Here is a 14396-nt window from a genome sequence, read left to right on the forward strand (position 1 = left end):
GAGGACCCCAATGCCCAGCCTGAACCGCATCATCCTGATCAACACCCACCTGGCGGGTGTAGTGGAACTGGTCGTCGATGACCACACCAACATCTGCGGCACCAACGCCTCCGGCAAGACCACCCTGCAGCGTCTGGTGCCGGTGTTCTACGGCGAATACCCGAGCCGCGTGGTACCGGCCACCCGCGACAGCTTCGAGCGCTGGTACCTGCCCAGCGAACAGAGCTTCATCGTCTACGAGTACCGGCGCATGGACGGTGCGCTGTGCCAGGCGGTGCTGGCCGCCGCCAGCGACGGCAAGGGCGTCGCCTACCGCCTGGTGCACAAGGCCTTCGAACTGGACGACTACATCAAGAGCCGCCAGGGCGATGCGATCACCTGCCTGAACATGGCCGAACTGGGCCGCCAGCTGAAACAGGCCGGCGTGCCGGTCAGCCCCCTGCTCAATACCCGCCAGTTCCGAGCCATCATCCAGAACGACCGCAGCCTGCTCGCCGCCGACGGCCAGCGCGCCGAGCTGCGCAGCTGGGCGCGGCAGTTCTCGCTGTGCGACGCCGAGCACTCGCTGCGCCATATCGAGAAGCTGGCGCGGGCCGTGCACTCGCGCGAGGGCAAGATGGAGACCGTCAAGTCGATGGTCGCCGCGATCCTCGAGGAGGACGGCGTCAGCCCACCCGCCACCCATCTCAACCTGCAGCGCGTCGAGGACTGGATCCGCGACAGCCGTCTGATCCAGGGCTTCAACGCCATCCGCCCGGAATTCGACAAGCTGGAGCGCGAATACCAGGACCTGCTCGCCTGCGAGGCACGCCTGGGCGGCCTGCTGCTGGGCTACCGCGCCGACGAGCCGCGGCTGTACCAGCGCCAGGAGGAAACCGCCGCAGTCATCGAGCAGACCGGCTTGCGCCTCGGCCAGCTGGAGGAGCGCTGGAAGGAACAGCGCGACACGCTCAACCAGGACCTGTCGGCGGCCAGGGGCGACATCGGCCGCATCGGCGACGAACTGGACCAGATCGAAAACCAGTACCAGGCCTTCCTCGACGCCGACATCGAGCAGGCCAAGGCCGATCTTGAGCAGCTCGGCGCCTGGGGCGACGACCTGGGCAACCTGCAGGCCCGCCACCGCCTGTTGACCGAGCAGCATCAGGACGTGGAGCGTGCCTACCTGGAGCGCCAGCAGGCGATCAAGGACCAGCGCGAAGCGGCGCTGGAACAGCTGCGTGCCCAGGAAGATGCGTTGCGCGAGGAGCGCGACACCCAGAAGGCGCAGCAGGACGACGGGCTGGGCGCCCTCGAGAAGGCCTTCGCCGCCCGCCGCCAGCAGGGTCAGGAGGACTTCACCCAGCGCGAATATGCTCTGAAACTGGAGCGGGGGCGCCTGGAGCAGCAGATCGCCAGCGTCGGCTACAGCGAGGCGGAAAATCTCGCCCTGGCGATTCTCGACCGCCGCCTCGAAGAGGCCGACGAGAAGGGCGAGGCGGCCGAGGCCAGGGTCCGCCAGCTGGAAGGCCAGGAGCGCCAGCTGCGCGGCCGCCGCGACGAGGCCAACACGGCGTTCGCGCTGGCCGCCCGGCGGGCGGCCGAGCGCCAGGAGCAGCTGGAGGATCTCGAGCGCGCGCTCTACCCGGGCCAGCACACGCTGCTGGAGTTCCTGCGCCGCGAGCAGCCCGGCTGGGAAGCGCGGCTCGGCAAGGTGATCCACCCGGCGCTGCTGCAACGCAGCGATCTCAAGCCGGCTGTGGTCGATGCCGATCCGGACAGCCTGTTCGGTCTGCACCTGGACCTGACTAGCCTCGACATCCCCGAGCATGCGGCCAGCGAGCCGGAGCTGCGCCAGCGCCTTCAGCTGGCCAAGGACGCCCTGCAGGACGCCCGCAACCAGCAGCAGGAGGCGGAGAGCGGGCTGGTCGAAGCCAGCGCAGCCCTCGACGAACTGCAGCGTCAGCTGGTGGTGGCGCGCAGCGAGGCACAGAACCGCCGCGACGACCGCCAGCGCCTCAAGGAGGAGCGTCGCAGCCAGAAGGACAAGCTGGATGCTGCCGTCGCCGAGCGCCGCTCCCAGGCGCGCAAGCAGCTGGTCGAGCTCGACAACGCCCTCAAGCAGCTCGCCAGCGCGCGCGACGGCTGGCTGAGCGAGCTGAAGACGCAACACAGCGAGGAGCGCCTGGAGACCTCCGCCCACTGGCAGCAGGTGATCGGCAGTCTCGACAGCCAGATCCGCCAGCTGCGCACCGCCGCCGACGAGCGCCGGGCCAATGCCCAGGCCGAACTGGCCCAGTGCGAGCACTGGTACCAGGCCGAGCTGAAGTCCCGCGGTGTGGACGAAACCGTCATCGTCGAACTGAAACGGCAGATCAAGGGCCTCATCGACAAGATCGCCCGCAGTGAACAGCGCCGCGCCGAGGTACTGCGCTACGACGACTGGTATCGCCACAGCTGGCTGCAGCGCAAGCCCAAGCTGCAGGCCCAACTGGGCGAAAGTCGTACCCGCGCCGCCACCCTGGAGCAGCAGTTGAAGACCGCCTCGGCCGAGTACAAGGCCGAACGCAGCCAGCTGGAAGCAACCCGCCAGCAGGCCCTGCAGCAGAAAGGCACCCTCGACGACGCCCTGGCCCGCCTGAAGACCCTGCTGCGCCGCTTCGGCGAGATGAAACTGCCGCGCGACGGCGAGATCGCCGAGGGCGAACTGGACGAGCGCCTGCGCCTGGGCGAGGAGCTGCTGCACGGCCGCGAGCAGATGCTGGCCGCCATCAAGGCCCACGTGGAGCACTTCGACAGCCTGATCGTCGGCCAGTCCGGCTCCAGCCTGGCGGAAACCTGGGAGCGCAGCCGCGAGGAATGCACCCTGGCCAACGAGCGCGGCATCCCCAGCCTCGACTATCGCCGCCTGGTGCCACACCTGGCGCAGCTGCTCAACGTGATGGTGCCGCAGAAACTCACCGGCCTGCGCGAACAGGGCAAGATCTTCGGCCTCGACCTGCACGGCTACTACGAGGTGCTGGCCGACATCGACCGGCGCATCGCCACGCAGAGCGCACGGATCACCCGCGAGGTCAGCGAGGAACTGTTCCTCGATGGTGTTTCCGAGTCGGCGGTGCGCATCCGCTCGCGGATCAGCGAGCTGGAGTTCTGGCCGGAGCTGAAAGCCTTCATCAAGGCGTTCCGCGCCTGGCGGGAAGCCGGCTTCAGCGAGCTGCCCGGCGAGGAGTACACCACCAGCATGCGCCGCGCGCTGGACATCATCGGCCGCTCGGCGCTCAACGGCGGCATCGCTGCCCTGCTGGAAATCGAGCTGCGCCTGCGCGAGGGCAACAGCGACCTGGTGATCCGCACCGACCGCCAGCTCAACGAATCCTCCAGCCACGGCATGGCCTACCTGATCCTCTGCAAGTTCCTGCTGGCCTTCACCCGCCTGCTGCGCGGCAACGCGCCGGTCACCATCCACTGGCCGATCGACGAGCTGGGCACCCTGCACCACAACAACGTGAAGAAGATCTTCGACGCCTGCAGCAGCAACAACATCCGCATCCTCGGCGCCTTCCCCAACCCGGATTCCGAGGTGCTGTCGCTGTTCGCCAACCGCTACATCGTCAACAAGCAGACCCGCCAGCTGCAGGTGGTCAAGCCGCAGCTGGACGTCATCGCCGAAAAACTCAAAGGGCTGAAAACCGGGGAGGTCGCCTAAATGCTCTCGACGAAGGGACAGGTCATCGAGCGTCTGCTCAAGGGCGACTTCATCTGCCGCACCACCGACGAGGACGGCTGGCGCTTCCTGAAGACCCCCGCCAACCGCGAGCAGGTCGACGACTACCTGGCCACGCTCAACCGCATGGTGGCCACGGTCGGCAGCGGCACCGACAGCGACGTGTTCTTCTGCGCCTACCACCAGCTCGGCGAGGACGAGCGCAAGGTCGTCGGCCAGCAGTTCCGCGATGCCTGCAATGCCCTGACGCCGCTGGTGGAATGGCTGGTGCTGGTCCAGGAAGCCGGCGCCCAGGACGCGCCGCTCACCGAAGGTTCGGCGCTGCGCCTCAACGAGCTGCAGAGCATTGTCGAGGACACCCCGGCGTTCCGCGAGCAGCTGGCGCGGGTCAGCCACTACCGGCTGTTCGGCTCCACCAGCGTCACGGTCGACGGCCAGATCAAGCAGGTGTTCAAGCGCCTGTGCGAGCTGGGCTATCTGGTGCGCCCCAACCCGGACAAGCAGATCTACCTCGGCACCGGCAAGCTGGACTACCTGTACGAGGTGATCCGCTTCATCGACGAGACCGAGAGCCTGGATCTGGAAGAGCGGGCGGAAAGCGCCAGCCAGGGCAGCCTGCTATGAGCAGCAACCTGCATCAGGCCGGAGTGCGCTTCCTGCGCCAGCTCGGCCGGCATGCCGAGCCGATCATGGACGCCTACCTGGCAGGCTCCTTGCGCGACCAGGCGCTGGAGCCGGCGGTGCAGGAGCGCCTGGTCAAGGACGGCATCCTCTACCGCCCCGAGCCCGGCGCCGACCTGCACCTGCGCCGGGTGGTGCGCGCGCTGCTGGAAGAGGCCCTGCGCGACGACCGCAACCGGCAGATCGACGCCAACACCGGCAGCGCGCTGGCCACCTTCAAGACCCTCGCCGCCCACTACAAGGAAGCCCGCCACCAGGGCGACTACGCCGCGGCCGACGCCTACCTGGCGGACCTCAAGGAGCACGTCTACGCCTTCGGCGAAACCCTCAGCCACGGCATTCGCGTGCTGTGGAGCCGGATCAACAACGAGTTCGGCTACGTCGGCACCCTCACCGCCAAGATCCGCGAGAACGAACTGGCCCAGGCGCAGGTCAGCGAACTGCTCGCCGGGCTGGAAATGATCAGCTTCGAGGAGCTGGCCGACACCGCCGGCGATCTACGCGAACTGCGTCGCCTGCTGGTCACCAGCCTGCAGCGCACGGTCAGCGCCTGCTCCCAGGAGCTGAGCATCGTCCAGGGGCGCCTGCTGGAGCTGCTCGGTCGCTTCCGGCAGATCCGCGGCCGTACCCGCCTGCTCAAGGGCTGGCTGCTGCACATGGAGCAGCAAGCGGACTACCAGGTGGGTAACCATGCCGCCCACCAGAACGTGCCGCAACTGTTCAACCAGGCCGCGGCGATACTCGCGCCGGCCGCCGTGGACATCCACAACCCGCAGCACGAAGGCGATCTGTTCGCGCTGCTGGCCCAGATCCGCGCCCTGCAGCCGGCGGACCGCTTCGCTCCCGCGCAGACCGAGGCCGGCGAGTTCGTGCTCGGCGAGGTGGAAGCCTTCGAGATCGAACACAACCCGATCCGCGAGGCGGTATCGGCCTACTTCTGCCAGGTGATCGACAGCGGCCAGCCAATCTCGGCGCTGGCCTGGCGGGCGCAGCACGAGCTGCCCTGGGATGCGGAAAGCTGGCTGTACCAGGTGATCGGCGGCTACGAGGGGCTGCCGGAGGAGCAGAAGCGCCACTTCGAGCTGGATCCCATCGGCGAAGCGCATCCGTTGTACTCCGGCAACTTCATCGTGCGCGACGTGCGGTTATGGCTGGCTTGAGTGCGCGCCACAGGGATGGCAGCGCGTGCAGCAGCATATGCTGGCCCAGGGCGTGCGACTGAGGATGGTGCCGCGCCACCCCCGGTGATTTCTCACTCCCATAAACACCGAGGCCCGCACAATGGCGGGCCTCGGTCTTGCTACGGCAGCGCTACCTTTACAGGCTGAGGTCGCGCACCGACGCCTTGAGGAACTCCTGCTTGAGGTCCTCGTAGGTGTGCACCGCCGGGAACTGCGGGAACTCGCGGATCACGTTTTCCGGCGCGTGGAACAGGATGCCGGAGTGGGCCTCGCCGAGCATGGTGGTGTCGTTGTACGAGTCGCCGGCGGCGATCACCCGGTAGTACAGGCTCTTCAGCGCAATCACCGACTGACGCTTGGGGTCCTTCTGGCGCAGCTGGTAGTCCACTACGCGGTCGGTCTCGTCGGTGATCAGCTTGTGGCACAGCAGGGTCGGGAAGCCGAGCTGGCGCATCAGCGGCTGGGAGAACTCGTAGAAGGTGTCGGAGAGGATCACCACCTGGAAGCGCTCGCGCAGCCAGTCGACGAACTCCACCGCGCCGTCCAGCGGCTTGAGGGTGGCGATCACTTCCTGGATGTCGCGCAGCTTCAGGCCGTGCTCGTCGAGGATGCGCAGACGCTGCTTCATCAGCACGTCGTAGTCAGGAATGTCGCGGGTGGTCGCCTTGAGCGCGTCGATTCCGGTTTTCTCGGCAAAGGCGATCCAGATTTCCGGGACCAGCACACCCTCGAGATCAAGACAGGCGATTTCCACAGGGCACTCCTCGATTTAACAGGCAGAAATTGAGGCGGCACTCTAGCGAGTTGACCGCCCAGGCGCAACGCGGCGCTCGTCGGGCAGCGGAAAATCCAGCGGATAGCGCCTGCTGCATATACCTGGCAGTTAGCACTACAGCTAGATTTGGTTATTTCAGCGTATAAACGCCTTGCTGTTACCATCTGAGCCACGCATCAGCCACGAATCTACCGGACACCCCGATGAGCCAGACCTTCGATGTCGCCACCCTGGCGGCCACCTACGCCGACAAATCCCCGCAGGAAGTGCTCAAGCTCGCCTTCGAGCATTTCGGCGACGAGCTGTGGATCTCCTTCAGCGGCGCCGAGGACGTGGTGCTGGTGGACATGGCCTGGAAGCTGAACAAGAACGTCAAGGTGTTCAGCCTCGACACCGGCCGCCTGCACGCGCAGACCTACCGCTTCATCGAGCAGGTACGCGAACACTACGGCATCCAGATCGAGGTGCTCTCCCCGGACGCGCGCCTGCTCGAGCCGCTGGTGCGCGAGAAGGGCCTGTTCAGCTTCTACAAGGACGGCCATGGCGAGTGCTGCGGCATCCGCAAGATCGAGCCGCTCAAGCGCAAGCTGGCCACCGTGAAGGCCTGGGCCACCGGCCAGCGCCGCGACCAGAGCCCCGGCACCCGCAGCCAGGTGGCCGTGCTCGAGCTGGACGGTGCCTTCTCCACCGCCGACAAACCGCTGTACAAGTTCAACCCGCTGGCCAACATGAGCAGCGAGGAAGTGTGGGGCTACATCCGCATGCTGGAGGTCCCCTACAACCCGCTGCACGAGCAGGGCTTCATCAGCATCGGCTGCGAGCCCTGCACCCGCCCGGTGCTGCCCAACCAGCACGAGCGCGAGGGACGCTGGTGGTGGGAGGAAGCTACCCACAAGGAATGCGGCCTGCACGCCGGCAACCTGATCGCCAAGAACTGACGGCGAGCCCCTGAAAGCGAAAAGCCCGACTCAGCGAGTCGGGCTTTTTCATTCCAGGCTGGAAAACCTCAGTGGACGGGCAGCACAATATCGGCAAACAGCTCTTCCAGCTCGGCCTTGTTGCGGCACTGCACCGCCTCGGTGACCCGCTCGCGAGTCAGGTGCGGCGCGAAGCGCTCGATGAAGTCGAGCATGAAGCCGCGCAGGAAGGTGCCGCGGCGGAAGCCGATCTTGGTCACGCTGGACTCGAACAGCTCGCTGGCATCCAACACCACCAGATCCTTGTCCTGCTCCGGATCGACCGCCATCCCGGCGACGATGCCGACGCCCAGGCCCAGGCGGACGTAGGTCTTGATCACGTCAGCATCGGCCGCCGTGAACACCACCTTGGGCTCCAGGCCGCGATGGCTGAACGCCTCGTCCAGCTTGGAGCGCCCGGTGAAACCGAACACGTAGGTGACGATCGGCTGCTCGGCCAGCGCCTCGAGGGTCAGCTTGGGCAGGCGGGTCAGCGGGTGCCCCTGCGGCACGATCACGCAGCGGTTCCAGCGATAGCAGGGCATCATCACCAGATCGCCGAACTGCTCCAGCGCCTCGGTGGCGATGGCGAAATCCACGGTGCCGTCGGCCGCCATTTCGGCGATTTGCGCCGGCGAGCCCTGGTGCATGTGCAGGGCCACCTCGGGATACTGCTTGATGAAGGCGCTGATCACTTCCGGCAGGGCATAGCGCGCCTGGGTGTGGGTGGTGGCGATCGACAGGGTGCCCTTCTTCTCGTTGGAGAACTCCTGGGCAATCTGCTTGATGCTCTCCACCTTGCGCAGGATCTCGCCGGCTGTGGTGATGATCCGTTCCCCGGCCGGGGTAACGCGGGTCAGGTGCTTGCCGCTGCGGGCGAACACCTCGACGCCCAGCTCATCCTCGAGCAGGCGGATCTGCTTGCTGATCCCTGGCTGCGAGGTGTAGAGGCTCTGCGCCGTGGCCGAAACGTTCAGGTCATGATGCGCCACTTCCCAGATGTAACGCAGTTGCTGAAGCTTCATGAGTGATCCTCAAAGCAGAAATTGGCCGGACGGCTGCCGGTAGCGGCCGCCTCTTATAACCACAATAGACTATATTTTTTCATATTAGACGAAAAATGTTGTTTTGTGCGTGCGTCAATGCTCGGCGGGCTCTTCCGGCAGGATGGGCACCAGATAGACAGGCACGCGCCCCTGCTGCAGCAGCCGCAGGCAGGTACGCCCCAGTGCCGAACAGGCGGGCATGCTCTGGCTGTGCGAGCCGATCACGATGAGGTCGACCGCCAGATCCTGTGCCTCCTGCAGGATCACCTGCGGCGGGTCGCCGAGCTGCACCCGCACCGCACGGATCGGCACGCTTTCCCCGTCGCTTTCCCGCAATTCGTCGCAGAAGCCTTCGAACACCCGCTGCTCGATGCCCGCCATCACGCTGTCCACCCCGCGCAGGCGCAGATCGTTGTAGCTGGCGGCATCCAGATAGGTCTGCAGTACCGATTCGGCGAACAGGCCGAGCGGCTCGACCACATGCAGGACATAGAGATCGGCGCGATGGGTACGCGCCAGCAACAGGGCGTGCTGCAGCACGTAGGGGGCAAACAGTCCGAGGTCGGTGGCGTAGAGGATGGAACGGATCATCACGCCTCCGCTGGCGAGGTTTTTGCAATTCCTCCTCAGCGTAGCAGGCGTTTATTCGCGCACCCGCTGGCCACGCCGTGCGGTACATGGCTACCGGGAACAGTGGCCCACCTGATATCGGATGCCGTCCTATTGCTGCGCCGTAGCCTGCAGGAAAGCCAGTGCCTGATAGAGCATGCGCACCCGCGGCATGTCGACACCCGCCGCCGCTGCGGCAGCCAGTGGCGCGGCATACAGCGCCGGCAGCTCGGCCTCCCGACGCTGCGCGAAGTCGTGGTACATGCTCGGCAGGTAGTCGGGCATGCGGTCGGTGTAGGCCAGCAGCTTCTGCGCATAGTTGTCCGGCAGGCTGTAGCCGCAGGCCAAGGCGGCATCCACCACCTCCTGCATCAGCGCCTGCAGCAGCGCGCGACTGTCCGGGTTGGCCATCAGCGGCCGGGTGGAGCTGTGCAGCAGCACCGACAGGCCGTTGTACGGCACGTTCCACACCAGTTTCTGCCAGCGGGCCTGGATCAGATCGGCGATCACGCTGGACTCGATGCCCGCCTCGCGCAGCCAGGTCACGCCCTGCTCGAGCAGCGCCTGGCGCTCCTCTGCAGTCGCCGGGCCGCTGTGATAGCCGAGATTGCACACGCCCTGGGACTGATGCACCACCAGCCCCGGCGCCTCGCGATGGGCGCAGATGAAGCACAAGCCGCCGAGCAGGTGCAGCGACGCCGGCAGCAGTGGACGCAGCGCGTCCTCCACCCCCAGGCCGTTCTGCAGCAGCACCACCTTCGCCCCCGGCGCCGCCACCTGCGCGATGAGGGGCGCCAGCTCGCGGTTGCTGGTGGTCTTGGCGCCAACCAGCAGCCAATCGCAGGGTGGCATCGCGGCCGCCTCGCGCCAGGCATTGACCTGCGGCAGATGCAACTCGCCGAGCTGAGCATGACGCACGCGCAGACCGTCGCGGGCGACCGCCGCGTATTCGCTGCGCAGCAGGAAATGCACCTCGAAACCGGCACGCGCCAGCATCAGGCCGTAGTAACCACCGATGGCACCGGTACCGATGATGCCGATGCGCGGACGAGCGGATTCGCTCATGGCAATGCTCCTCAACAAGGGGATCGCGCACTATCCATGGCCGGCGCCAGCGCAGGCAAGACGCCCGCAGAGAAAATCACCGCTGATCGCACACTGATGTGGCGCCACGAAGCTGCCGAACGGCTGCTTCAAGCCCGGAAAAACTGCAAGTCTTTATTGTGAAGCGGCGGCCGAAAGCGTTAAGGTTCTGGCATCCCGTTGCCCCTATTTGCTGCGCTCCGCCACGGGCCTGGCTGGCGGACGGCATCCGTGACCTGACGAGTAGTAACACGATGGCTGATTTACCGATCGACGACCTTAACATCGCCTCCAACGAGGCGCTGATCACCCCCGACCAGCTCAAGCAAGAACTCCCCCTCACCGATACCGCCCGCCACACCGTGAGCCATGGCCGCCAGGTGGTCCGCGACATTCTCGACGGCAAGGATCACCGCCTGTTCGTGGTGGTCGGCCCCTGCTCGATCCACGACATCAAGGCCGCGCACGAATATGCCGAGCGTCTCAAGGGGCTGGCTGCCGAGGTCTCCGACACCCTGTACCTGATCATGCGCGTGTACTTCGAGAAGCCGCGCACCACCGTCGGCTGGAAGGGCCTGATCAACGACCCGTACCTCGACGACTCGTTCAAGATCCAGGACGGCCTGCACATCGGCCGCAAACTGCTCTGCGACCTGGCCGAGATGGGCCTGCCGACCGCCACCGAAGCCCTCGACCCGATCTCCCCGCAGTACCTGCAGGACCTGATCAGCTGGTCGGCCATCGGCGCGCGCACCACCGAATCGCAGACCCACCGCGAAATGGCCTCCGGCCTGTCCTCGGCAGTCGGCTTCAAGAACGGCACCGACGGCGGCCTGACCGTGGCGATCAACGCCCTGCAGTCTGTTTCCAGCCCGCACCGCTTCCTCGGCCTCAACCAGCAAGGCCAGGTATCGATCGTCACCACCAAGGGTAACCGCTACGGCCACGTGGTCCTGCGCGGCGGCAGTGGCAAGCCGAACTACGATTCGGTCAGCGTCGCCCTGTGCGAGCAGGAACTGACCAAGGCCGGCATTCGCCCGAACATCATGGTCGACTGCAGCCACGCCAACTCCAACAAGGACCCGGCCCTGCAGCCGCTGGTGATGGAAAACGTCGCCAACCAGATCCTCGAGGGCAACAACTCGATCATCGGCCTGATGGTGGAAAGCAACCTGGGCTGGGGCAACCAGTCGATTCCGAAGAATCTCTGCGAACTCAAGTACGGCGTGTCCGTCACCGATGCCTGCATCGACTGGGACAGCACGGAAAAGACCCTGCGCAGCATGCATGCCAAGCTCAAGGACGTTCTGCCCAAGCGCCAGCGCGGCTGATCGGGCGACAGCCACCCAACAGCCGGGCGCGTGACCTTATGCCAGTCAGTCATACTGACTGGCATTTTCTTTGCCCCCGCCCCTCACCCCTGGCGCTCGCCCTTGCGCTGGCGGCGCTCCAGGTAGCGCTCCACGTAGGAGCAGGATGGAATGACCGTATAGCCACGGCCTTCGGCGAACTGCAGCGCCTGCTCAGTCAGCGCTGCCGCCACCCCGTGCCCGCGCAGAGCATCGGGGACGAAGGTACGGTAGATATCGATGGTCTGCTTGCCCAGATCCATATAGGACAAGTAGGCACGGTGACCATCCACCGTCACCTCGAATTGCTTGCCTGCCAGATCATGCTGAATGGACAGTGGCTCGCTCATCACAACTCTCTCCTTACGCTGCACATCGGTCGCAGGCTGCCTCGCGCAGTTGGACAACCGGACCCCGGGCAAGTGCCATGGGCCAATCGGGACAGCTGGCACATGATTATTTTTTAAACAATATCAATGTACTAAATGCGGACAAAGACAAAAATTTCGGCTTGCCTTGCCTTCGAAACGTTTACTTACTAGAACTAATGCGTACTATATAACCCAGCAGATTTCCCCGTGAGGGAAATTGCATCACGGAAATCCACCCAAAGGGGAACACTATGAACAACGTTCTGAAAATTTCCGCTCTGACCCTGGCCGCCATCCTGGCTACCGGTTGCAGCAGCATGTCCAAAGAAACCGAAGCTCGTCTGACCGCTACCGAAGACGCCGCTGCCCGCGCTCAAGCTCGTGCCGACGAAGCCTACCGCAAGGCTGACGAAGCTCTGGCCGCCGCTCAGAAGGCTCAGCAGACCGCTGACGAAGCCAACGAGCGCGCTCTGCGCATGCTGGAAAAAGCCAGCCGCAAGTAATAGGTCTTCCGACCTGCTATTTGCAGAAGCCGACCCGCGAGGGTCGGCTTTTTTATTGCCCGCCGAAACGACCAGCAGTATGTACTCCACTGCAATAATCTGGCGGCAATAAAAAGCCCGCGGCAGCAAAACTGCAGCGGGCTTTTCCGGCCAGCGACGGCTAGTGCGCTGCCGCGCTGGCTACCTGCTCTCGCGGGGCAGCGATCTCCACCGGCAAGCCATCCTCGGCGGCCACCACTTCGCGCACCACTTCCCAGTCCAGGCGCGCATCATCCTTGAGATCATCACGCTTGAGCAGCGCATTGATCACTTCGGTGTGCTTGTCGACCACCGACGGTTCGCCATGATCGTCCAGCGGCGTGTGCGCCTCCAGATACACCTTGCCGCCAGCTACGCCGAACTTGTACGGCTGGTTGATGATGCGCAGCGGTGTTCCCACCGGCGCCATCTTGGCCAGCTCCAGGACGTTGTGGTTGAGCATGCGGAAGCAGCCGTGGCTGACGCGCATGCCGATGCCGAACTTCTTGTTCGAGCCATGGATCAGGTAGCCGGGTGTGCCCAGAGTGAACTTGAACGGCCCCAGCGGGTTGTCCGGCCCGGCCGGCACCACCGCTGGCAGCGGATCACCCTCGGCGGCGTGCTCCTTGCGGATCGAGGCAGGCGGCGTCCAGCTCGGATTCGGCGTCTTCGCGATGATGGAGGTATTGGTGATCGGCGAACCCCAGCCCTCGCGGCCAATGCCCAGCGGGTAGGTATGCACCACGTTCTGCCCCTTGGGGAAGTAGTACATGCGGTATTCGGCCAGGTTGATCACGATGCCTTCACGGGGCCCCGGCGGCAGGATGAAACGGGTCGGCAGGATGATTTCGGTACCCACACCCGGCAGCCAGGGATCGACCCCCGGGTTGGCGGCGACCATCTCCAGATAGCCCAGATCGTTGGCCGTACCGATATCGGCGAAGGTATCTTCGTACTTGGCCTTGATCACCTGCAGCTGGCCAACGACATCCTCGCCAGGCGGCGGCAGAGGCAGCTCCAGCGCGCTGGCAGGTGCGGCCAGCAGCAGTGCGGCCAGGCTGGCCAGCATGGGGCGAACGGCAACAACACGCGAGAACATCGGTAATACCTGAGTAAATTGAACGATCAAATATTGTACACCGGCACCAGTGACAGGCGCGAGAATCAGCGCACTGGCCAATCCCGCGGCAGGCCGTGGCGCTCGGCGCGCAGGCGCTGCAGACAGGCCGAGCACAACCGGCGGTCCTTGAGCGTGCCCCTGTCCAGCACCTCCCAGAGCGGATGCGCCGGCAACAGGCTGCCGCACAGGGTATGGTCGCCCGGGTCGCCCAGCTCCAGCTGCCGCGCGACCAGGTGCATGCGCACTTCCTGACAGGCGAACAGGTCCAGTTGCTCGTCGGGAACGAGCAAGCGGTAGGCATACAGGGACCAGGATTGGCGCGACATCGAGGGCTCCGGGGCGGCGCGGCGCGCAACCTTAGCCGAAAGCCTCCGACGGGAAAAGGGTCAGAGCAGCGGTTGCAGCGTCGGCCAGAGATTTTCCAGCAGAATCGGCTGGGCGGCAGCCGTCGGATGGATGCCGTCGCCCTGCACCATGCCGTCGACGCCACCCACCCCCTTGAGGAAGAACGGCACCAGCGGCACCTGCTTGCGTTCGGCCAGCTCGACATACACCTGCTCGAAGGCACGGGTGTAGCGTGGGCCGTAGTTGGGCGGCAGCTTCATGCCCAGCAGCAGCACCTCTGCCCCGGCGGCGCGGCTCTGCGCAATCATCGCGGCAAGATTCTGTTGCAATTGCAGCGGCGGCTGGCCACGCAGCCCATCGTTGCCGCCCAGTTCGATCAGCACCAACTGCGGAGCATGCGCCTCGAGCAGCGCCGGCAGGCGGGAGAGCCCGCCGGCACTGGTGTCGCCGCTCACCGAAGCGTTCACCACCCGCCAGTCGGGCGCCTCGCGCTGCAGGCGCGAGGCCAGCAGACTGACCCAGCCGTCGCGGGTTTCCAGGCCGAAAGCCGCGCTGATACTATCGCCGACGACCAGCAAGGTTCCCGCCGCCGCATTCTGGGCCAGCAACAGCAGTCCCAGACAGCCGCGCAACAACCATGTACGCATCGGATTCTC

General features: G+C 65.4%; 14 protein-coding genes. 6 read left to right on the forward strand and 8 right to left on the reverse strand.

The features are described 5' to 3' along the window. Window positions 1-10 precede the first annotated feature (10 nt). The 3 genes from KRX52_RS00360 to KRX52_RS00370 are packed head-to-tail and all read left to right on the forward strand — an operon-like array spanning window position 11 to window position 5544. The gene (locus KRX52_RS00360) at window positions 11-3685 is read left to right on the forward strand and encodes an ATP-binding protein (RefSeq protein ID WP_217679138.1); all 3675 of its coding nucleotides are present in this window, start codon (window positions 11-13) and stop codon (window positions 3683-3685) included. Further along, window positions 3686-4327 carry a hypothetical protein gene (locus KRX52_RS00365; protein ID WP_217679140.1) on the forward strand — a complete coding sequence of 214 codons (642 nt, stop codon included), beginning with the start codon at window positions 3686-3688 and terminating at the stop codon, window positions 4325-4327. After that, window positions 4324-5544, forward strand: a complete 1221-nt coding sequence (locus KRX52_RS00370; protein WP_217679142.1) for a phosphoenolpyruvate carboxylase — start codon at window positions 4324-4326, stop codon at window positions 5542-5544. The genes KRX52_RS00365 and KRX52_RS00370 overlap by 4 nt, the downstream gene beginning before the upstream one ends. 157 nt (window positions 5545-5701) lie before the next feature. Here the strand turns inward: KRX52_RS00370 and thrH are convergent, their stop codons facing one another. After that, window positions 5702-6319 (reverse strand): bifunctional phosphoserine phosphatase/homoserine phosphotransferase ThrH, encoded by a 618-nt coding sequence (thrH, locus tag KRX52_RS00375; RefSeq protein WP_217679143.1) that lies wholly within the window; start codon window positions 6317-6319, stop codon window positions 5702-5704. Window positions 6320-6543: 224 nt separating this feature from the next. Here thrH and KRX52_RS00380 point away from each other — a divergent pair, with 224 nt between their 5' ends. After that, window positions 6544-7278, forward strand: a complete 735-nt coding sequence (locus KRX52_RS00380) for a phosphoadenylyl-sulfate reductase (RefSeq protein WP_217679145.1) — start codon at window positions 6544-6546, stop codon at window positions 7276-7278. A gap of 68 nt (window positions 7279-7346) precedes the next feature. Here the strand turns inward: KRX52_RS00380 and cysB are convergent, their stop codons facing one another. The 3 genes from cysB to KRX52_RS00395 form a co-directional block, all read right to left on the reverse strand. Further along, window positions 7347-8321, reverse strand: coding sequence for an HTH-type transcriptional regulator CysB (cysB, locus tag KRX52_RS00385; RefSeq protein WP_217679147.1), 975 nt, complete (start codon window positions 8319-8321; stop codon window positions 7347-7349). Window positions 8322-8435: 114 nt separating this feature from the next. Then, entirely contained in the window at window positions 8436-8933 is a 498-nt protein-coding gene (locus KRX52_RS00390) for a universal stress protein (RefSeq protein ID WP_217679149.1), read from the reverse strand. Between the two features lie 129 nt (window positions 8934-9062). After that, window positions 9063-10016: a putative 2-dehydropantoate 2-reductase gene (locus KRX52_RS00395; protein ID WP_217679151.1), complete on the reverse strand. Its 954-nt coding sequence runs from the start codon at window positions 10014-10016 to the stop codon at window positions 9063-9065. A gap of 272 nt (window positions 10017-10288) precedes the next feature. Here KRX52_RS00395 and KRX52_RS00400 point away from each other — a divergent pair, with 272 nt between their 5' ends. Further along, window positions 10289-11365 carry a 3-deoxy-7-phosphoheptulonate synthase gene (locus KRX52_RS00400; RefSeq protein WP_217679153.1) on the forward strand — a complete coding sequence of 359 codons (1077 nt, stop codon included), beginning with the start codon at window positions 10289-10291 and terminating at the stop codon, window positions 11363-11365. 83 nt (window positions 11366-11448) lie between these two features. Here the strand turns inward: KRX52_RS00400 and KRX52_RS00405 are convergent, their stop codons facing one another. Then, window positions 11449-11733: a GNAT family N-acetyltransferase gene (locus KRX52_RS00405; RefSeq protein WP_217679155.1), complete on the reverse strand. Its 285-nt coding sequence runs from the start codon at window positions 11731-11733 to the stop codon at window positions 11449-11451. A gap of 272 nt (window positions 11734-12005) precedes the next feature. Here KRX52_RS00405 and KRX52_RS00410 point away from each other — a divergent pair, with 272 nt between their 5' ends. After that, window positions 12006-12257, forward strand: coding sequence for an Lpp/OprI family alanine-zipper lipoprotein (locus tag KRX52_RS00410; RefSeq protein WP_090348647.1), 252 nt, complete (start codon window positions 12006-12008; stop codon window positions 12255-12257). Window positions 12258-12417: 160 nt separating this feature from the next. Here KRX52_RS00410 and KRX52_RS00415 read toward each other — a convergent pair whose 3' ends face one another. From KRX52_RS00415 to KRX52_RS00425, 3 genes are all read right to left on the reverse strand, one after another. Beyond that, a complete protein-coding gene (locus KRX52_RS00415) occupies window positions 12418-13374 on the reverse strand; it encodes a L,D-transpeptidase family protein (protein ID WP_437439677.1) in 957 nt (318 codons plus the stop codon). A 65-nt stretch (window positions 13375-13439) separates the two neighbouring features. Next, window positions 13440-13721: a hypothetical protein gene (locus KRX52_RS00420; protein WP_217679157.1), complete on the reverse strand. Its 282-nt coding sequence runs from the start codon at window positions 13719-13721 to the stop codon at window positions 13440-13442. Between the two features lie 60 nt (window positions 13722-13781). After that, window positions 13782-14387, reverse strand: a complete 606-nt coding sequence (locus KRX52_RS00425) for an arylesterase (RefSeq protein ID WP_217679159.1) — start codon at window positions 14385-14387, stop codon at window positions 13782-13784. Between the last annotated feature and the right edge of the window lie 9 nt (window positions 14388-14396).

This window comes from Geopseudomonas aromaticivorans (assembly GCF_019097855.1).
GTDB classification, from domain to species: Bacteria; Pseudomonadota; Gammaproteobacteria; order Pseudomonadales; family Pseudomonadaceae; genus Geopseudomonas; species Geopseudomonas aromaticivorans.